The following is an 18,238-nucleotide window of genomic DNA, read 5'->3' as shown; positions in this document are numbered from 1 at the left end:
TCCATACACATCAGACCCCTAACGACCCTTTGAATCTCGTGATGGGAACACCGTGCCAGAAGACCTGAACAGCATGTACCGCGTTCGTGGACACGTAAAATGGTTTGACCCTGCAAAGGGGTATGGCTTTGTCGTGTCCGACGATGGCGGTCCTGATATCCTGCTGCACGTGAACGTTCTGAGGAACTTCGGGCAAAGCTCGGTCGCGGATGGCGCGGGCATTGAGATCATGACTCACCGCACCGATCGTGGGGTTCAGGCGGTTGAGGTCGTGAGCATTGATCCGCCCGAGCGGGCCGACTCGGTGATGCTGGCGGATTTCGCCGAAATGGATCCCAATGAGATCGCGCATGCGCCGCTCGAGGCCGCGCGGGTCAAGTGGTTCGACAAGAGCAAGGGTTTCGGCTTTGCCAATGTCTTTGGTCGCAGCGAGGACGTGTTTCTGCATATCGAAGTTCTGCGCCGGTCCGGGTTGGCGGATCTCCAACCGGGCGAGGCGCTGGCGATGCGGGTCATCGACGGCAAGCGGGGCCGCATGGCCGCACAAGTGCTTGCGTGGGAATCCGCGCTCAATGACTGAGCGCTGCGCGTGATGCGGATTCTGGGCGGTCTTCTTCTGAGTATTTTTCTGTCACAAGGCGCCTTTGCTGAATGCCGGTCTGACCGGGTGGACCTTCGCAATGACAAGGCACAGGTCCGGTTTCTGGTCGAATTGGCAGTTTCCCCGCAGGAGCGGGCAAAGGGTTTGATGTTCCGCGAAAGCATGCCTCAGGGCGAAGGGATGCTGTTCGTGTTCGATCCGCCCCAGCCGGTCGCATTCTGGATGAAGAACACCTTGATCCCGCTGGACATGATCTTTCTGGATCGCACAGGTTTGGTGACCCGTGTTCATTCCGATGCCGTACCGGGGGATCTGACCCCAATCGAGGGCGGCGATTCGGTCTTTGCGGTTCTTGAGGTGAATGCGGGGCTTGCCGCCCGTTACTCGATCGCACCAGGTACGGTCATGCGGCACGAATTTTTTTCGCAAGGCCCTGCAATCTGGCCCTGTTAGGGCTTTTCAAATCCGAATGACGCCGTTAGGAAGGCGCACGGTCCGGGGCGTGGCGCAGTCTGGTAGCGCACCTGTTTTGGGTACAGGGGGTCGTGAGTTCGAATCTCGCCGCCCCGACCACTTTCCTTACAACGGAGTTCCACCGAAATACCGGTAGAGCCGCGTCAACTCATCATCCAGAACCGAGCTTTCGACGGGAACCTTGATCGTCGCTCCGTCCTTCTGGGGGACCAGGAAAAACAACTCGGCATCGACCCGGTAACCGGCCTGATTGCGGGTCGAAGACATGCGGCGCACCCCTTTGGGCAAGTCCTGCGGGTAACCGTCATAGTTGAGGATCAAGAACGCGGTGGTTTCCGGAGGCAGAGAGGAAAGGCACTCGAAACTGCTGCGTTCGGGGCGTGTGAACCGTTCCTCCGGACCTTCGCAGCTGATTTCGAACGTGCTGAACAATTGATCGGGGTATTCGGCGAACTGAGCGCTGCGTGAAGACTGTTCCGGCTCGGGCGTCGCACAAGCGGCCAGCAAGGTAAGGACCGGAAACAAACGGATAATCGAGGTTCTCACGGCGCACTCCGTCATTTGTGTGTCGTGATGCATCGCGTTGCGCTGCCACGAAGATTGGTGATTCTCCTCACAGTATGAGGCACGGGCGGGCAGGTGACCATTTTCTCGTAACCGGGCCGGGAAAAAAGAAAATCCGATTTGACCGATCTGCACGGTTTTGTGGACAGCGTTGTGGAGGAATCGGCGCGTTGTGCCTTGGCCCATCCTGCGGTTTTGCGGTCAACAGAAAAGTTTTGGTTAGAAGCCAAAAAATGCCGTTGACCAACTATGGGTAGATACGCCAGATTGTATAGGCCGAGTGAGTTGCCACTAAATCTGGTAGGAATAGCCGGAGTTGGCATAGGGCGAGGGTCGGAAAGCACTCCAAACTGACGTGCAACCGTGCAAACGGGTTTGCGCTGCCAAAGGCAGCGCCCGGTCCTCTGCGTCCCTGATCGGCGGTCAAGGCGGGCGGCACCCCGCCAGAAAACGGAATTGGTGCCGGACAACCGAATTTGGGCTGATTGATCTAGGGCGGCGGACATGAAGATTGAAAGAACATTTACCAAGGCAGGGCAGGACGCATACGCAGAGTTGGACTTCGTGTCCGTCACGTCCGAGATCCGCAATCCGGATGGAACGATCGTGTTCCGCCTTGATAACATCGAGGTCCCCTCTCGGTGGAGCCAGGTCGCCAGCGACGTGATCGCTCAGAAGTATTTCCGCAAGGCCGGCGTTCCCAGCAAACTGAAAGAAGTCCGTGAGAAGGACGTGCCCGAGTTTCTGTGGCGCTCGGTTCCGGCCGACGATGCCGAATTTGGTGGCGAAACGTCTTCGAAGCAGGTGTTTGACCGCCTCGCGGGTGCCTGGGCCTATTGGGGCTGGAAGGGCGGTTACTTCTCGACCGAGGAGGACGCGCGCGCCTATTTCGACGAGATGCGCTACATGCTGGCGACACAGCGTGCCGCGCCGAACAGCCCGCAATGGTTCAACACCGGTCTGCACTGGGCCTATGGGATCGACGGCCCGGCCCAAGGTCACCACTATGTGGACTACAAGACCGGCAAACTGACCAAGTCGAAATCGGCCTATGAACATCCGCAGCCGCATGCGTGCTTCATCCAGTCGGTCGACGATGACTTGGTGAACGAAGGCGGCATCATGGATCTGTGGGTGCGCGAGGCGCGCCTGTTCAAATACGGCTCGGGTACCGGGACCAACTTCAGCCATCTGCGCGCGGAAGGCGAAGCGCTGTCGGGTGGCGGCAAGTCCTCGGGCCTCATGGGCTTTCTCAAGATCGGCGACCGCGCCGCTGGCGCGATCAAATCAGGCGGGACAACCCGTCGGGCAGCAAAGATGGTGATCGTCGATGCAGATCACCCTGACATCGAGCAATTCATCGAATGGAAGGTGATTGAAGAGCAGAAGGTGGCCTCGATCGTTGCTGGATCGAAGATGCACGAGAAGATGCTGAACGGCATTTTCGAGGCCATCCGCGCTTGGGACGGCGCACAGGACGACGCCTATGACCCCAAGAAAAACGACGCGCTGAAAGCGGCGATCCGCAAAGCGAAAAAGGTCGCGATCCCCGAGACTTATATCAAGCGCGTGCTGGATTATGCCAAGCAGGGCCACGACAGCATCGAGTTCCCGACCTATGACACCGACTGGGACTCTGAGGCCTACAGCTCGGTCTCGGGGCAGAACTCGAACAACTCGATCCGTGTGACCAACGCTTTCCTGAAGGCGGTAGAAAAAGATGCCGATTGGGAGCTGATCAACCGTACCGACGGCAAGGTTGCCCGGACGGTCAAGGCACGCGATCTGTGGGAAAAAGTCGGCCACGCGGCCTGGGCCTGCGCCGATCCGGGCATTCAATTCCACGACACGGTCAATGAATGGCACACTTGCCCTGAAGACGGCGAGATTCGTGGCTCGAACCCGTGCTCAGAGTACATGTTTCTGGATGACACGGCCTGCAACCTTGCTTCGATGAACCTGTTGACCTTCCTGAAGGATGGCGAGTTCCAGGCGGCCGACTACATGCACGCGGCCCGTCTCTGGACGCTGACGCTCGAGATCTCGGTAACAATGGCGCAGTTCCCGTCGAAAGAGATCGCGCAGCTGTCTTATGACTTCCGTACGCTGGGTCTGGGTTATGCCAATATCGGCGGACTGCTGATGAACATGGGCTACGGCTACGACTCGGACGAGGGTCGTGCGATCTGTGGCGCACTGACCGCGATCATGACCGGCGTTGCCTACGCCACTTCGGCCGAGATCGCCGGAGAGCTGGGGCCGTTCGCCGGCTACAAGCGCAACGCCGAGCATATGCTGCGGGTCATCCGCAACCACCGTCGCGCTGCGCAGGGTGTGACCGAGGGCTATGAGAAGCTGTCGGTCAAGCCGGTGCCGCTGGATCACGCCAACTGTCCGGACAAACGCCTGATCGATCTGGCGATGAGCGCCTGGGACGAAGCGTTGAGCCTGGGTGAAAAGAACGGCTATCGCAACGCGCAGGCCACGGTGATTGCGCCGACCGGCACGATCGGTCTGGTTATGGACTGCGACACCACCGGGATCGAGCCCGACTTTGCGCTGGTGAAGTTCAAGAAACTGGCCGGGGGCGGCTACTTCAAGATCATCAACCGCTCGGTGCCGTCGGCGTTGGAAAAGCTGGGCTATTCCTCGGCCCAGATCGAGGAGATCGTGTCCTACGCGGTCGGGCATGGCACCATCGGCAACGCGCCGGGGATCAACCACACTTCGCTGACCGGTCACGGGTTCGGCCCGAACGAACTGGCCAAGATCGACGCCGCGCTGGAAAGCGCGTTCGACATCCGGTTCGTCTTCAACCAGTGGACGCTGGGCGAGGATTTCTGCACCGGTGTTCTGGGCATCCCGGCCAGCAAGCTGAACGATCCGACCTTTGACATGCTGCGCCATCTGGGCTTCAGCAAGTCGGATATCGACGCGGCGAACGACCATGTCTGCGGCACCATGACCCTGGAAGGGGCCCCGCATCTGAAGCCCGAGCACTACTCGATCTTCGACTGCGCCAACCCCTGCGGCAAGAAGGGCAAGCGGTTCCTGGGTGTTGACAGCCACATCACCATGATGGCTGCGGCGCAAAGCTTCATCTCGGGCGCGATCAGCAAGACGATCAACATGCCCAATGACGCCACGATCGAAGATTGCCAGAAGGCCTACGAGCTGTCCTGGAGCCTGGGCGTCAAGGCCAACGCGCTGTATCGCGACGGGTCCAAGCTCAGCCAGCCGCTGGCAGCGGCGCTGGTCGAGGATGACGACGAAGCGGCTGAAATTCTCGAAAGCGGCTCGATCCAGGAAAAGGCCGTGACACTGGCCGAGAAGGTCGTCGAGAAGGTGGTGGTCAAAGAGATCATCCGCAGTCACCGCGAAAAGCTGCCGCATCGTCGCAAGGGGTATACCCAAAAGGCGATCGTGGGCGGGCACAAGGTCTATCTGCGCACCGGCGAATTCGAAGATGGGCAGCTGGGCGAGATCTTCATCGACATGCACAAGGAAGGCGCTGGCTTCCGTGCAATGATGAACAACTTCGCCATCGCCGTCTCGGTCGGTCTGCAATATGGCGTGCCGCTGGAAGAGTTTGTCGACGCCTTCACCTTCACCAAGTTCGAACCGGCCGGGATGGTTCAGGGCAACGACTCGATCAAGAACGCGACGTCGATCCTCGACTACATCTTCCGCGAACTGGCCGTGTCGTACCTCGATCGCACCGACCTGGCGCATGTGAAGCCCGAGGGCGCAACATTCGACGACCTGGGTCGTGGCGAGGAAGAGGGCGTATCGAACGTCTCGGAGATCAGCGACAGCGCGGCTTCGAAATCCTTGGAGGTGCTGAAACAGATCAGTTCGACCGGTTATTTGCGCAAGCGTTTGCCGCAGGACCTGATGATGTTCAACGGTGCCGCCGAAGCGACCGGACTGTCCGAAGCGGCCGTGACCTTTGAAACCAAGAGTGAAACCACCGTCGTCACCGAAACGGCCACCGGGATGGATGCCCGGACCAAAGCCAAAATGCAGGGATACGAGGGTGATCCTTGTGGCGAATGCGGAAACTACACGCTGGTGCGCAACGGCACCTGCATGAAATGCAACACCTGCGGGGCAACCAGCGGGTGTAGCTAAGGCAAACGCCCCGCTAGGCGGGGTGTAGGGACCTGGATTTCCCCCCGGACTTCCGGTCCCGACGAATTCGGAGCAGGGCAAAACCTGAGACTTACCCTAGGTCGCCCTGGTCCACTCGGCCGGCATGCCCGTGCTGGCCGGGAACAGGGTGGGGCGGAATATCGGTCCTTCCCACTCTCTCACGGGGCGGGTGCGCTCGCCCCATGTGCAGTCCAGGCCGCAGGCAAAAAAACACCGGGCGGTCAACGAATTGAGCCTGGACGGCAAAACTGACAGGGGGCTTCGGCCCCCTTTCTTTTTTCGACTCGGTCGGGCTGAGCGGCGGATTGCCGGGAACAGGGGTACGGATGAGGGAAGTTGTGCCGATGCGCCGGCGGGCGGCTTGGCGCAGCGAAAGCTTGCGAATCCAAATGGCCCAAACGGGCAGGGATTGGCGCGAATTGCGGGAAAATCTTTGCGGCCGATGACAGTGCGGCTGAGCAGGTGTTTTGTGTGCCTGTCCGGACAGACTACCAAACCCCCTATCAGGAGACTGACAATGAACTCTCAGAAACTGGCCGTTCTGGCCGCAGTTGCCCTCGTGTTCCCTGCGCTTGCATTCGCGCAGAGTTCGGCTGACGCAAATGGCGACGGCGTTCTGACCATCGAAGAGGTTCAGGCCGTTGTGCCCGACATGGATGCCGATGCGTTCTCGCTTTTGGACGCGAATGGTGACGGCGCTCTGGATGAGGCCGAAATCGCAGCCGCGCAAGAAGCCGGTCTGCTGCCGCCCAGCAACGGTTAACAGCTTGAAAAACGAGGCAGCCCAGAGCGATCTGGGCTGCTTTTCAATTGGTTATGCAGGCAAGTGAATGTTGAACCTGCTTCTGAGTTCCGCATCCAGCGCCGGATCGAAACGCGCCGGAGACGGAGCGCCAAGGATCTCTTCTTTGCGCGCGGTGGCCTTTTCGACCAGGTCCGGCTTGCCCAGCTCGGCCCATTCCTTGGGCGAGGTCCGGTCGCCAAGCGCTGGATAGACATAGTCGGCCTGCATCCGGCTGAGTGTTGCGTCGGTTCCCAGGTAGTGACCCGGGCCACCGAGACAGACCGACGCGATCTGGTCCAGCGCCAGCGTGTCGTCCGTGACCTCGATCCCACGAACGCATCGCAGGGCCTGACCGATCAGATCGTCACCAAGGATCAGGCTTTCAAAGCAGAAACCCAGCAGCGAAGCGTGCATGCCGGCTGCTTCGTAGACCATGTTCAGGCCGGACAGCCCGGCCATGACGTTGGAACACATCTGCTCCCATCCGGCTTGCATGTCGGGTAGTTTGGAGTCCGAAGCACCGGCTGCAGCGCCGCCGGGCAGGTCGTAGAATTTGTGCATCTGGGCGCAGCCTGCCGTCAGCAGGGCCTGCTCGCCAGACCCGACGCTCATCGCACCGGTCCTGAGATCAAGACCAAAGGGCCAAGTGCCAAAAACCGCCGGAGCGCCTGGGCTTACGGCGTTTACATAAACCAGACCTGCCAGGCATTCCGCCGTAGCCTGGACAATCGCACCGGCCACCGTTGACGGGGCCGTGGCACCCGCCATCCCAGCGGATAGCAACAGGACCGGCATCCCCGCCTTGATGCATTCTTCCATCACCTGGCAGCTCTCGGTCGCGAATTTCATCGGAGGCACGACAAAGCAGTTCGAGTTCGAGACGAAGGGCCGTTCACGCCATTTATCCTCGCCGCCAGCGATCATATGCAGCATTTCCATGGCCGGAGCTACATAGCTGGGGTCTGTGAAGGATGTTCCGACATGCTTGTAAGTCCCAGAACAACAAGCATAAATCGTGTTCAGGTCCATCTCGCGGTTGTCGGTGATGTCACGGCAGACCATGGGGCGCTGCACGAAATGGATATTGTCCAGTTGTTCGCAAATCCGCGCGGCATCGTGCAAGTCCTGCACGGTTGAGTCGCGGTAGTTGCGGCCTTGGGCGTCGACCATGCTGACGGCTGCACCGGCGGTTCCATAATGAACGCGTCCGCCGGACAGTTCGAGATCGGTTTTGCCGTCGCGGCTGTATAGCGTCACCGACCGGTTGGCGCGGGCGATCGTGTCCTCGACCAGCGCCCGGGGAAAACGGATGCGTCCGTCATCGCCCAGCGTACAGCCGGCATTGACCAGGTAATCGATCCCGCTGGGTGGCGCGTCGGCCAGACCGATGGTTTCGAGCGCATCGAGCGCGGCGGAGTGTATACGCTCCATGTCCTGTTGGCTGAGCGGTTTGTAGGTGCCGCCCTCAAGCCCCGGGCGGACGGGGCGCAGATGTTCGGGCAGGGCCGCGGCACGGGCGGCCCGACGGGCGGCGCGGCCGCCACTGCGGGACGTTGAGCGGGATTGGTCGTTCATGGTGAGGGTTCCAAATTGAAAGTCAGGTCAACAGGGGGAAGCTTCAACCCGTCACGGCCGTCCTCGTGCCGCACGCCCCCGATCGGCACCGATGGTGCGGCTGATCAGGCAGATCTTCCAGATATCGTTTGGCATGTGGTCCTCAACTCCTGCGACGAATGGTGTCAGGGTCCGCGCAAGCAATCTGTCCTGTTTGCGACCGATGTCGCTTTTGGCCCCCAAAATTTGGTAGGTCGATGAACGCCGCAGGAAATCCTCACGCAAAGGGCGAAATATGTTATGCTTCCATTACTTATTGTTAAGATTTGCGTGACTTAAATTGATCTGACGGCACCAAAGCACATGTTTAATTGAGGTGCACATCACCGCAGCTGTTGCAATCGCAAAGGTTGCCGAACGAAAACCGGAGGTCTGCATGAAACTGATCCGCGCCTTGCTGTCGGTCCTGCTGATTCCAGCGGCGCAGGTGGTGTTGGCCGAGGATTGGACCGGACCTTATGCCGGGTTCACCTTCGGCTATACCGACGCGGACGGCCCCGGCAGTAGTGGAGGCAACTCAGGCAGCATCGGTGCGAATATCGGATACGATCTGGATCTGGGCAGCTTCGTCGTCGGGGGTGAGTTGGAATATGACCGGCTGAACCTCGACCTGGGCGCTTCGGAGGGCAGTTTGGACAGCGTGTCCCGCGTGAAGCTGCGCGGCGGGTACGAGTTCGGGCGCGCTTTGGGCTACGTCGTGGTGGGTGCCGCGCGTGCGAATACTTCGGGCGACAGCGACACGGCCGCCGTGTACGGGATCGGCGTAGCCTATCCTCTGAGCGACCGGCTGATCATCAGTGGCGAAGCCTTGCGGCAGAATTTCAACGATGTCACGCGGTCGCGCGGCGATCTGGACACCAACACCTTCAATCTGCGCACGACCTTCCGGTTTTGAGCGAAACCCGTCTCGGTCACTCGGCCGCCGTCTGGCTCGCCAACCGGGCGGCGAAATCGCATAGGGTCTGAAGGGCAGCGGCGAACCGTTCATCATCAATGGTCATGGCCACGCGCACATGTCCAGCGGCGGCTTGGCCGAAGCTTTCTCCGGGCATGACCGCGATGGCGTGGGTGTCCAGCAGCGCATTTGCGAAGTCTTCGCCGCTTTGCCCGGTCGCGCGGATGTCCAGCATCAGATACATCGCGCCTTGAGCCGGGATCAGGCCAACGGTGTTCTGTCTGGCCAGAACCTGCATCGCCAAGGCGCGGCGGCGGCGGAAGGGGGCCGCAACCTCTTCCTCCAGTTCGTCCCCGGCGGTCAGCGCAAAGCTAGCAGCGTCCTGAATGAATCCCGGAACCCCGTAGGTGGTGTGCGTGGCAAGGTTGATCAGATGTTCGATGGCCTCTTCGGGGCCAACGATCCAGCCACAGCGCGACCCGGTCATGGCGTGGGATTTCGACATCGAGCCCACGACCAGGGTGCGGTCGGCCATACCGGGCAGGGCGCGGGGCGACAGGTGTGCGCCGTCCCAGACCTGCGTGTCATAGACCTCGTCCGAAATCAGCCAGATGTCGCGTTCGCGGCACAGATCGGCGATCTCGGTCAGGGTCTCGCGGGAATAGACGACCCCGGTCGGGTTGTTCGGCGTGTTGATCAGCAGCGAAGCAGCACCCTCGGCCTGTTCCGCGATCTGGGCTGCGTCGGGTTGAAAGGCGTCCTCGGCCCGGGTCTGAACCGCGCGCGCGACAGCGTCCGCCCCGCGGATCGTGCCGGGATAGGTGGCGTAGAACGGATCGAGATAGAGGCCCACATCCCCCGGGTCGCACACGGCCATATGCGCGGCGAACAGTGCGGCTTGTCCGCCCGGGGTGATCAGCACGTTGTGGCGCGTGGTGGGAACTCCCGTCCGGGTCTGCACCCGCGCGGCCACGGTATCGCGCAGCAGATCGGTGCCCGGCACCATGGCGTATCCGGTATGGCCCGCGCGCGCCGACCGATCCATCTCGGCCAGGATCGAGGGGTGGGTTCGGATGTCATGCTCGCCGATGGTCAGCTCGGTCACGGCCTGGCCTTCGGCAATCATGCGGCGCGCACGATAGAACACGTCCCACCCGTCCGAACCGCCTCCGGTCAGATGCGTGATGCGGTGCGAAAGTTTCATGGCGCGCCTCCGTTGCAGCAAGTCCGCCGAATGGGTCAGAGCCGCGATGATTTGTCAATCAGCTTCCCCCGCCGGCAATAGAAGTCTTGGCGCGCGGGACCGGGCGTGTTATGCGATGGGCCATGAACCGGAAGACCTGCATCATTATCTGCTGCATTCCCTGCTGAACTTTCACGCGGGCCGGTTTCTTTCGTTTTCTTCCCTGAGACAAGTTGCTAAGCCCGCGTCAACGCGCACGCTATTGCTGTATCCAGGAGTCAGACGTATGACGACGATCAAACTGCACAACACGCGGACCCGGACGAAGGAAGATTTCGTTCCGATCGATCCCGACAACGTGCGGATGTATGTCTGTGGTCCCACCGTGTATGACCGGGCGCATCTGGGCAATGCACGGCCCGTGGTGGTGTTTGACGTGCTGTACCGTCTGCTGCGTCACGTCTACGGGCCCGCGCATGTGACCTATGTGCGCAACTTCACAGACGTCGATGACAAGATCAACGCGACGGCCCTGGCGCGCAAGCGGGCCGGGGCCGAAGGAACGCTCGAGCAGTTGGTGCAGGAGCGGTCGGACGAGACGATCGGCTGGTACCTGCATGACATGGGCGCGCTGGGGGCGCTGGAGCCCGACCAGATGCCGCGGGCCACGCGGTATATCGACCAGATGATCGCCATGATCGAGGACCTGATCGCCAAGGGGCACGCCTATGAGGCCGAGGGGCATGTTCTGTTCGCGGTGGACAGCTGGCGCGACGAGTATGGCAAGCTGTCAGGCCGTTCGGTCGACGACATGATCGCAGGAGCGCGGGTCGAGGTGGCGCCCTATAAGAAGAACCCGATGGATTTCGTGCTGTGGAAGCCTTCGGACGATGAACTGCCCGGTTGGGAGTCGCCCTGGGGCCGGGGGCGTCCGGGCTGGCACATCGAATGCTCGGCCATGAGCTATGAGTTGCTGGGCGAGAGTTTCGACATCCATGGCGGCGGCAATGACCTGATGTTCCCGCACCACGAAAACGAGATTGCCCAGAGCAAATGCGCCCATCCGCACGGCGAATTTGCGCGCTATTGGCTGCATAACGAGATGCTGCAGGTCGAAGGCAAGAAGATGTCCAAATCACTGGGCAATTTCTTCACCGTGCATGACCTGCTGGATCAGGGCGTGCCGGGCGAGGTGATCCGGTTCGTCTTCCTGCAGACCCACTATCGCAAGCCGATGGACTGGACCGAGAAGAAGGCGCGCGAGGCCGAGGCCACGTTGCGCAAGTGGCGGGCGCTGACTGCGGGCATCGAGCCCGCACCCAGCGCGGCGCCCGAGGTGATCGAGGCGCTTGCCGATGACCTCAACACGGCGGGCGCCCTGGCCGAGCTGCATCGGCTGGCCTCGGACGGCGACGCCGCGACCTTGCTGGCCAGTGCGCGGGTCCTGGGCCTGTTGGAGCCTGACATGGGGGCCTGGGCCGAAACCGACGACGTGGATCTGTCGGCCCATGCCGACCGGCTGGCCCGTGTTCGGGCCGAGGCGATGCAGACCAAGGATTTCTCGGAAGTGGATCGGTTGAAGGCCGCCTATCTGGCGGCTGGTCTGGAAGTCCGGATGAGCAAGGACGGGGTCGAACTGGTGCCCGGCGCGGGCTTTGATGCCAGCAGGCTGGAGGGCGTGGAATGACCAAAGAGCGCCTGTACCTCTATGACACCACGCTGCGCGACGGGCAGCAGACGCAGGGCGTTCAGTTCTCGACCGCCGAAAAGGTCCAGATCGCGCAGGCGCTGGATGCTTTGGGGGTGGACTATATCGAAGGCGGCTGGCCCGGCGCGAACCCCACCGACAGCGCGTTTTTTGACGCCGCGCCCAAGACGCGCGCCCGCCTGACCGCCTTTGGCATGACCAAGCGGGCAGGGCGCTCGGCCGAGAATGACGACGTGCTGGCCGCCGTCATGAACGCCGGCACGCGGGCGGTCTGTCTGGTCGGAAAGTCGCATGACTATCACGTGACCGACGCGCTGGGGATCTCGCTGGAGGAAAATGTCGAGAACGTCCGCGCCTCGGTCGCGCATATCGTGGCGCAGGGGCGCGAGGCGTTGCTCGACGCCGAGCATTTCTTTGACGGCTACAAGGACAACCCCGCCTATGCCATGCGGGTCTGCCAGGCGGCGCTGGAGGCCGGTGCCCGCTGGGTGGTGTTGTGCGACACCAATGGCGGCGCGCTGCCGGCCGAAGTTGGGCGGATCGTGTCCGAGCTGATCGCGGCGGGTTTTCCCGGAGACCGGCTGGGCATCCACACCCACAACGACACCGAAAATGCCGTGGCCTGTTCCCTGGCGGCCGTGGATGCCGGCGCGCGCCAGATCCAAGGCACGTTGAACGGGCTGGGTGAGCGCTGCGGCAACGCCAACCTGACCGCGTTGATCCCGACGCTGCTGTTGAAGGAGTCCTATGCCTCGACCTTCGAGATCGGGGTCAGCCGCGACGCGCTGACCGGTATGACCCGCATCAGCCGCTTGCTGGACGACATCCTGAACCGGGTGCCCAGCAAACAGGCGGCCTATGTCGGGGCCTCGGCCTTTGCGCACAAGGCGGGGCTGCATGCCAGCGCGATCCTCAAGGACCCTTCGACCTATGAACATGTCGATCCGGCCACCGTGGGCAATGCGCGGATCATTCCGATGTCGAACCAGGCGGGCCAGTCGAATTTGCGAAAACGCCTGACCGAGGCCGGGTTGCAGGTCGAGTCGGGCGACCCGGCGCTGGGGCGCATCCTGGAGCGGATCAAGGCACGCGAAGCCGAGGGCTATTCCTATGACACCGCGCAGGCCAGTTTCGAGCTGCTGGCCCGCGATGAACTGGGCCAGCTGCCGCAATTCTTCGAGGTCAAGCGCTACAAGGTCACCGTCGAGCGGCGCAAGAACAAGTACAACCAGATGGTCAGCTTGTCCGAGGCGGTCGTCGTGGTGAAGGTGGATGGCGAGAAGAAGCTGTCGGTCAGCGAGTCGATGGACGAAAACGGTAGCGACCGCGGCCCGGTGAACGCGCTGGCCAAGGCGTTGGCCAAGGATTTGGGGCAGTACTCGCCCATTCTGGACGATATGCACCTGGTGGATTTCAAGGTGCGCATCACCCAAGGCGGGACCGAAGCCGTGACCCGCGTCATCATCGACAGCGAAGACGGGCAGGGGCGGCGCTGGTCCACGGTTGGGGTCAGCGCGAACATCGTCGATGCCTCGTTCGAGGCGCTGCTGGAAGCGATCCAGTGGAAGCTGGTGCGCGATTGCAGCCCGCAATCGGTGGTGGCCGAGTGAGCGTGACCTTCGACGACGACGTCAAGGCCTGCGCGGCGCTGGTCCACCGGGCCGACCCGGACCGGTTCATGGCCGCGATGGCGGCGCCGGTGCAGGCGCGGGCCGTGCTGTTTCCGATCTATGCGATGAATATCGAGGTCGCCCGCGCGCCTTGGGTCACCCAAGAGCCGATGATCGCGGAAATGCGCCTGCAATGGTGGCGCGACGCGCTGCAGGAGATCGCCGAAGGGCCCACGGTGCGGCGGCACGAGGTGGTCACGCCCCTGTCGCGTGTCCTGTCCCCGCATCTGGCGGCGATGCTGGATGAATTCGTGGCCGTAAGGCGTTGGGATATCTACCGGGATCCGTTCGAGGATGAGGAACACTTCGAGGCCTACCTGACGCACAGCGCAGGGTCGCTGATGGTCGCTTCGGCGCAAGCCCTGGGTGCCGCCGACGAAACGGTCCTGCGCGATTTTGGCTACGCGGTCGGTGTGGCGAACTGGTTCCGTGCCATCCCCGAGCTTGAAGCCCGCGGGCGCATTCCCCTTTTGGACGGGACGCCGGACGGCGTGCGCCAGTTGGCCGAGCGCGCGCTGGACCGTATGGCCGCGGCCCGGGCGCGTCGCGCCGATGTTTCGGATCAGGCGCGCCCTGCGCTTTATGCCGGCTGGCAGGCAGACCGCGTCCTGCGCCGCGTGCTGGCTGAGCCCGGTCGGGTCGCTGCTGGAGCGCTGGACGTGGGCGAAATCCGACGGCGCGTGTCACTGATCTGGACCGCGACCACCGGTCGGTGGTGATCAGGAGAGTTTGGCCTCGCGGGGTCTGAGCACCAGCCACAGCAGCGCGCCGCCTGCCAAAGTCAGCAACGGCACCATCGCCAGGTTGACGGCGGTCCATCCCTCGACCGGGGACCCGCCAGAACAGTTCATCAATCCGCCCGAGGCCAGCGACGCAATCGTCACGCCTCCGAACACCAGCAGGTCGTTCAGGCCCTGCACACGGCCGCGTTCATGCACCTCGTGCTGTGCGGCCAGCATGCTGGTGGCCCCGATGAAGCCGAAGTTCCAGCCGATGCCAAGCAGCACGAGGGCCAGAAAGAAGTTCCCGATCTCAACGCCCTGCAGCGCGACGACACCCGCGCCGCCCAAAATCGCGAGGCCGATGGCGACCATCTTCTCGGCCCCGAACCTGGCGATCAGATGGCCGGTGAGGAAACTGGGAACATACATCGCCAGAACGTGGCTGGTGACCACATCCGCCGCATCACCTTCGGAGAAGCCACAGCCGACAACGGCCAGCGGCGTCGAAGTCATCACAAGGTTCATCAGCGCGTATGAGACCATGGCACAGATGATGGCCACGGCGATGCGCGGGGTTTTCAGCAGCTCGAGCCGCGACCGGCCTTTGGGTGCATCCTGTGACGGACGGTCGGGGGTCGGAATATCCAGAAACAGGAACAGGACCGAACCGATGACGTTCACCGCGATCACCGCGAAATAGGTGCCAAGGAACGGAATGACATAGGCCTGCGAGGTCAGCTTGACGATTTGCGGCCCGATGATGGCCGCAGCCAAACCGCCGGCCATGACGTACGAGATCGCCTTGGGCCGGAACGCGTCCGACGCGGTATCGGCGGCGGCAAAGCGATAGAAGCCGTGCGCGCTCATGTAGATGCCGGTTAGCAGGCTGCCCAGCAGGAACACGGGAAACGACCCCAGGTACAGGCCATAGGCTCCTACGGCGCCGCCCACCGCGCCGGCGGTTGCGCCGACGAGGAACCCGACGCGGCGGCCCCAGCGCTGCATGATGGCCGAGACCGGCGTGGCCGCCAGCATCGATCCCAGAACGATCAGCGAAATCGGCAGCGTGGCGAGGCAAGCGTTGCTGGCCAGCGACTGCCCCGCCAATCCACCGACGATGAAGATCATCGGCATCTGTGCGCCCAGAATCGCCTGCGCCGCCACCAGAACGGCAACGTTGCGCTTAGCGCGGGTATCGTCGGGGGCGGTGCTGGTCATCGTCATGCGCAAATGGGTATCGGCGAACTGGCGGACATACAAGCGGGTTGCATATGCGACAAAGCAGCCTAACCTGCGCCCCGAACCGCCACCCGGAGCAGCCATGACCGTTGGTCGAATTATCGAGACACCAGAATGCGTTGCGGAAGGGGCCGAGTGGCTGTCTGACGCCTGTCCGCTCATGGCGCACGCGATCGAACTGACCCGCCCGTTGCCCCTGCGCCGCCGCCCAGACGGCTTCGCGCAACTGCTCAGCGCCATCGTCAGCCAGCAGGTCAGCGTGGCCTCGGCCAACGCGATCTGGGGGCGGATGCAGCAGGCGGGCCTGACCGGGCCGCGCAAGATCAAATGGGCCACCGATGATGAGCTGCGCGCAGTGGGGTTGAGCCGTCAGAAGATCCGTTATGCCCGGGCGTTGGCCGAGGCGCGGATCGACTACAAGGCCCTGCGCGACGCACCCGATGACGTGGTCATTGCGACCCTGACGCAGGTGCCGGGCATCGGGGTCTGGACGGCCGAGATCTATGCCATGTTCTCGCTGGGGCGGGCGGATGTGATCGCGCCGGGCGATCTGGCCCTGCAGGAGGCCGCACGGATGCTGTACGGCTTGCCGGATCGGCCGAACGACAAGGCGCTGCGGCAGATGGCCGAGGCGTGGTCGCCGTGGCGGTCGGTTGCAGCCCGGGTTCTGTGGGCCTATTACCGCGTGGCCAAGGATAGGGAAGGGATCAGATGACAAGGGTTTTGAACGCGCTCCGCAAAGAGCCGGTTTCGGGCGACACGCGCTCGGTCGTGGTGTTCGTGCATGGCTATGGCGCCAACGGGGCCGATCTGCTGGGGCTTGCGGATGTTCTGGGCGAACACCTGCCTGACACGCTGTTCGTGGCCCCTGACGCGCCCGAGCAGATCCCCGGCATGCCCAACGGGTATCAGTGGTTTCCGATCCCGTGGATCGACGGCTCGTCCGAGGAGGAGGCCCGGCGCGGCATGGAAATGGCGGTCGAGGATTTCAACGCCTTTCTCGATGCCCTGATGGTGGACGAGGACGTACTGCCCGAGCAGGTGGTGCTGTTCGGCTTTTCCCAGGGCAGCATGATGAGCCTGCACGTGGCCCCGCGTCGCGAGGACCCGGTGGCCGGCGTCATCGCGTTTTCCGGCCGCCTGCTGGAGCCTGACCTGCTGGCCGACGAGGTGGTCAGCCGGATGCCCGTGCTGCTGGTCCATGGCGATGCCGATGACGTGGTGCCCCCGCAATCGCTGCCCGAGGCCGCCGAGGCCTTGCAGCGCGCAGGCTTCAAAGAGGTCTATGCCCACATCATGAAGGGCACCGGCCACGGTATCGCGCCCGATGGGCTGGGCGTCGCGTTGGCCTTCATGCGGGACAAGCTGAGCCTGTGACGCGGCAGGGTCACCCCCACAGGTGACCCTCGGCAAACTCCACCGAATTTCCGGCCGGGTCGCGCACATAGAGCGAGCGTGCCCCGTTGGGCCAGTCAAACTCGGCCTCGACCGGGACGTTCCAGTCCAGCAAGTGCTTGCGCATCGCCGTGATCTGGTCGCGCGTCAGGATCAGGCACACATGCCCCGGACCGCGTGCGCCATGCGGCGGCACCGGCAGGTCAGGGTTGGTCGGGGGCTGTTCCGTCTGGTCGGGGTTGAACAACAGCAATACCGAGGCGCCGACCCGGAAGAACACGTGCCGGCCCAGTACGCGCTGAATGCGTTTCAGGCCCAGAACCTCGCCATAGAACCGTTCGGCGGCGTCCAGATCATCGACATACAGCGCGGCCTCGAGAATGCCCGAAGGCGACGGGATTCCGGCAGCTACTTTCATGGCGACATGATAGCGGACAGCGCCGAAAAAGTCACCGCCGCGGACGCCGGTCCCGCTTGCGTTGGGGGGCGGTTTCCAGAACGGGCATCGGCAAGCTGTCCCAACTGCCGGGTGCGAGATCGTCCAGTGTCCAGTCTCCGATCTGGGCGCGGATCAGGCGCAGGGTGGGGTGGCCCACGGCGGCCGTCATGCGGCGTACCTGCCGGTTGCGCCCCTCGCGCAGGGTCAGTTCCAGCCAGCAATCCGACACCGTCTTGCGTTCGCGGATTGGGGGCGTGCGTGGCCACAGACCCTCGGGTTCGTCGATCAGCCGCGCCTTGGCTGGGCGGGTCATGCCGTCATTCAACACGACCCCGTCACGCAGGGCCCGAATGGCTGCCGCATCCGGGATGCCCTCGACCTGGACCCAATAGGTTTTGGGCATTTTGTGCTTGGGATCCGAGATCTGGGATTGCAGCCGCCCATTGTCGGTCAACAACATCAGCCCCTCACTGTCACGGTCCAGCCGCCCGGCCGGATAGACCCCCGGCAGGTCGATGAAATCCGACAGGGTGCTGCGGGGCGACTCGGCATTTTGCCGGTCGGTGAACTGCGGCAGCACGTCAAAGGGTTTGTTGAAGCGGATGAACCATGACATGAGCTCCGCCTTACTCTCAGTTCCGGACCTGCGCAAGCTGTGGATAACTGTCACGTGATTGTTACGGATTCGGGGTAGTTCGTTACCGAGATGTTGTGGAAAAACAGGACTTGTCAGAGTTTTGACACGATATATAGTTAAGTTAAGACCGGGGCGGGTGCTCCCCGCTCTGGTGTCCCATA

16 protein-coding genes and 1 tRNA gene are annotated in these 18,238 nt (G+C 62.6%); 11 read left to right on the top strand and 6 right to left on the bottom strand.

The genetic code is table 11. The features are described from left to right. The first annotated feature begins 52 nt into the window (after positions 1 to 52). From ACR0MM_RS03240 to ACR0MM_RS03230, 3 genes are all read left to right on the top strand, one after another. The gene (locus ACR0MM_RS03240; RefSeq protein ID WP_093962172.1) at positions 53 to 580 is read left to right on the top strand and encodes a cold-shock protein; all 528 of its coding nucleotides are present in this window, start codon (positions 53 to 55) and stop codon (positions 578 to 580) included. Positions 581 to 592: 12 nt separating this feature from the next. Next, on the top strand, positions 593 to 1,054 hold the full coding sequence (locus ACR0MM_RS03235) for a DUF192 domain-containing protein (protein WP_480695320.1): 462 nt from the start codon (positions 593 to 595) through the stop codon (positions 1,052 to 1,054). 43 nt (positions 1,055 to 1,097) lie between these two features. Continuing rightward, positions 1,098 to 1,174, top strand: a tRNA-Pro gene (locus ACR0MM_RS03230). 6 nt (positions 1,175 to 1,180) lie between these two features. Here ACR0MM_RS03230 and ACR0MM_RS03225 read toward each other — a convergent pair. Further along, the gene (locus ACR0MM_RS03225) at positions 1,181 to 1,621 is read right to left on the bottom strand and encodes a hypothetical protein (protein WP_480694380.1); all 441 of its coding nucleotides are present in this window, start codon (positions 1,619 to 1,621) and stop codon (positions 1,181 to 1,183) included. Positions 1,622 to 2,143: 522 nt separating this feature from the next. On the opposite strand from ACR0MM_RS03225, the gene ACR0MM_RS03220 reads away from it, so the two are divergent. Both ACR0MM_RS03220 and ACR0MM_RS03215 read left to right on the top strand, forming a co-directional pair. Next, entirely contained in the window at positions 2,144 to 5,770 is a 3,627-nt protein-coding gene (locus ACR0MM_RS03220; RefSeq protein WP_480694378.1) for a vitamin B12-dependent ribonucleotide reductase, read from the top strand. A 538-nt stretch (positions 5,771 to 6,308) separates the two neighbouring features. After that, complete coding sequence (locus ACR0MM_RS03215) at positions 6,309 to 6,554, top strand: EF-hand domain-containing protein (protein WP_480694376.1); 246 nt, start codon at positions 6,309 to 6,311, stop codon at positions 6,552 to 6,554. A gap of 51 nt (positions 6,555 to 6,605) precedes the next feature. On the opposite strand, the gene ACR0MM_RS03210 is transcribed toward ACR0MM_RS03215, so the two are convergent. Then, a complete protein-coding gene (locus ACR0MM_RS03210; RefSeq protein WP_170338458.1) occupies positions 6,606 to 8,150 on the bottom strand; it encodes a trimethylamine methyltransferase family protein in 1,545 nt (514 codons plus the stop codon). A gap of 415 nt (positions 8,151 to 8,565) precedes the next feature. Here ACR0MM_RS03210 and ACR0MM_RS03205 point away from each other — a divergent pair, with 415 nt between their 5' ends. After that, positions 8,566 to 9,084 carry an outer membrane protein gene (locus tag ACR0MM_RS03205; protein ID WP_480694374.1) on the top strand — a complete coding sequence of 173 codons (519 nt, stop codon included), beginning with the start codon at positions 8,566 to 8,568 and terminating at the stop codon, positions 9,082 to 9,084. A gap of 16 nt (positions 9,085 to 9,100) precedes the next feature. Here ACR0MM_RS03205 and ACR0MM_RS03200 read toward each other — a convergent pair whose 3' ends face one another. Continuing rightward, the gene (locus tag ACR0MM_RS03200) at positions 9,101 to 10,288 is read right to left on the bottom strand and encodes a pyridoxal phosphate-dependent aminotransferase (protein ID WP_480694372.1); all 1,188 of its coding nucleotides are present in this window, start codon (positions 10,286 to 10,288) and stop codon (positions 9,101 to 9,103) included. 265 nt (positions 10,289 to 10,553) lie between these two features. Between ACR0MM_RS03200 and cysS the strand changes: the two genes are divergently transcribed. From cysS to ACR0MM_RS03185, 3 genes are read left to right on the top strand one after another with little or no spacing between them, the layout of a single operon-like run. Continuing rightward, entirely contained in the window at positions 10,554 to 11,954 is a 1,401-nt protein-coding gene (gene cysS, locus ACR0MM_RS03195; RefSeq protein ID WP_170367165.1) for a cysteine--tRNA ligase, read from the top strand. Next, positions 11,951 to 13,585 (top strand): citramalate synthase, encoded by a 1,635-nt coding sequence (cimA, locus tag ACR0MM_RS03190; protein WP_480694370.1) that lies wholly within the window; start codon positions 11,951 to 11,953, stop codon positions 13,583 to 13,585. Before cysS ends, cimA begins: the two co-directional genes overlap by 4 nt. 2 nt (positions 13,586 to 13,587) lie before the next feature. Further along, on the top strand, positions 13,588 to 14,364 hold the full coding sequence (locus ACR0MM_RS03185; RefSeq protein WP_480695318.1) for a squalene/phytoene synthase family protein: 777 nt from the start codon (positions 13,588 to 13,590) through the stop codon (positions 14,362 to 14,364). Here the strand turns inward: ACR0MM_RS03185 and ACR0MM_RS03180 are convergent, their stop codons facing one another. Continuing rightward, entirely contained in the window at positions 14,365 to 15,591 is a 1,227-nt protein-coding gene (locus ACR0MM_RS03180; RefSeq protein ID WP_480695316.1) for an MFS transporter, read from the bottom strand. Between the two features lie 97 nt (positions 15,592 to 15,688). On the opposite strand from ACR0MM_RS03180, the gene ACR0MM_RS03175 reads away from it, so the two are divergent. Both ACR0MM_RS03175 and ACR0MM_RS03170 read left to right on the top strand, forming a co-directional pair. After that, the gene (locus ACR0MM_RS03175) at positions 15,689 to 16,321 is read left to right on the top strand and encodes a DNA-3-methyladenine glycosylase family protein (RefSeq protein WP_480694368.1); all 633 of its coding nucleotides are present in this window, start codon (positions 15,689 to 15,691) and stop codon (positions 16,319 to 16,321) included. Continuing rightward, the gene (locus ACR0MM_RS03170) at positions 16,318 to 16,983 is read left to right on the top strand and encodes an alpha/beta hydrolase (protein WP_005982981.1); all 666 of its coding nucleotides are present in this window, start codon (positions 16,318 to 16,320) and stop codon (positions 16,981 to 16,983) included. Before ACR0MM_RS03175 ends, ACR0MM_RS03170 begins: the two co-directional genes overlap by 4 nt. A gap of 10 nt (positions 16,984 to 16,993) precedes the next feature. Here ACR0MM_RS03170 and ACR0MM_RS03165 read toward each other — a convergent pair whose 3' ends face one another. Continuing rightward, complete coding sequence (locus tag ACR0MM_RS03165; protein ID WP_480694366.1) at positions 16,994 to 17,419, bottom strand: VOC family protein; 426 nt, start codon at positions 17,417 to 17,419, stop codon at positions 16,994 to 16,996. A 31-nt stretch (positions 17,420 to 17,450) separates the two neighbouring features. Further along, positions 17,451 to 18,056 (bottom strand): pseudouridine synthase, encoded by a 606-nt coding sequence (locus ACR0MM_RS03160; protein WP_480694364.1) that lies wholly within the window; start codon positions 18,054 to 18,056, stop codon positions 17,451 to 17,453. Positions 18,057 to 18,238: the final 182 nt, after the last annotated feature.

The sequence above is a fragment of the Ruegeria sp. BC6 genome, from assembly GCF_056539185.1.
Note: the sequence above shows the minus strand (reverse complement) of the source record. Positions and strands in the feature narration are given on the sequence as shown.

Coding starts and splice junctions, on each gene's coding strand:
- ACR0MM_RS03235 (WP_480695320.1), top strand. CDS start 593: ATGCGGATTCTGGGCGGTCTTCTTCTGAGTATTTTTCTGTCACAAGGC.
- ACR0MM_RS03220 (WP_480694378.1), top strand. CDS start 2,144: ATGAAGATTGAAAGAACATTTACCAAGGCAGGGCAGGACGCATACGCA.
- ACR0MM_RS03215 (WP_480694376.1), top strand. CDS start 6,309: ATGAACTCTCAGAAACTGGCCGTTCTGGCCGCAGTTGCCCTCGTGTTC.
- ACR0MM_RS03210 (WP_170338458.1), bottom strand. CDS start 8,150: ATGAACGACCAATCCCGCTCAACGTCCCGCAGTGGCGGCCGCGCCGCC.
- ACR0MM_RS03205 (WP_480694374.1), top strand. CDS start 8,566: ATGAAACTGATCCGCGCCTTGCTGTCGGTCCTGCTGATTCCAGCGGCG.
- ACR0MM_RS03200 (WP_480694372.1), bottom strand. CDS start 10,288: ATGAAACTTTCGCACCGCATCACGCATCTGACCGGAGGCGGTTCGGAC.
- cysS (WP_170367165.1), top strand. CDS start 10,554: ATGACGACGATCAAACTGCACAACACGCGGACCCGGACGAAGGAAGAT.
- cimA (WP_480694370.1), top strand. CDS start 11,951: ATGACCAAAGAGCGCCTGTACCTCTATGACACCACGCTGCGCGACGGG.
- ACR0MM_RS03180 (WP_480695316.1), bottom strand. CDS start 15,591: ATGACGATGACCAGCACCGCCCCCGACGATACCCGCGCTAAGCGCAAC.
- ACR0MM_RS03175 (WP_480694368.1), top strand. CDS start 15,689: ATGACCGTTGGTCGAATTATCGAGACACCAGAATGCGTTGCGGAAGGG.
- ACR0MM_RS03170 (WP_005982981.1), top strand. CDS start 16,318: ATGACAAGGGTTTTGAACGCGCTCCGCAAAGAGCCGGTTTCGGGCGAC.
- ACR0MM_RS03165 (WP_480694366.1), bottom strand. CDS start 17,419: ATGAAAGTAGCTGCCGGAATCCCGTCGCCTTCGGGCATTCTCGAGGCC.
- ACR0MM_RS03160 (WP_480694364.1), bottom strand. CDS start 18,056: ATGTCATGGTTCATCCGCTTCAACAAACCCTTTGACGTGCTGCCGCAG.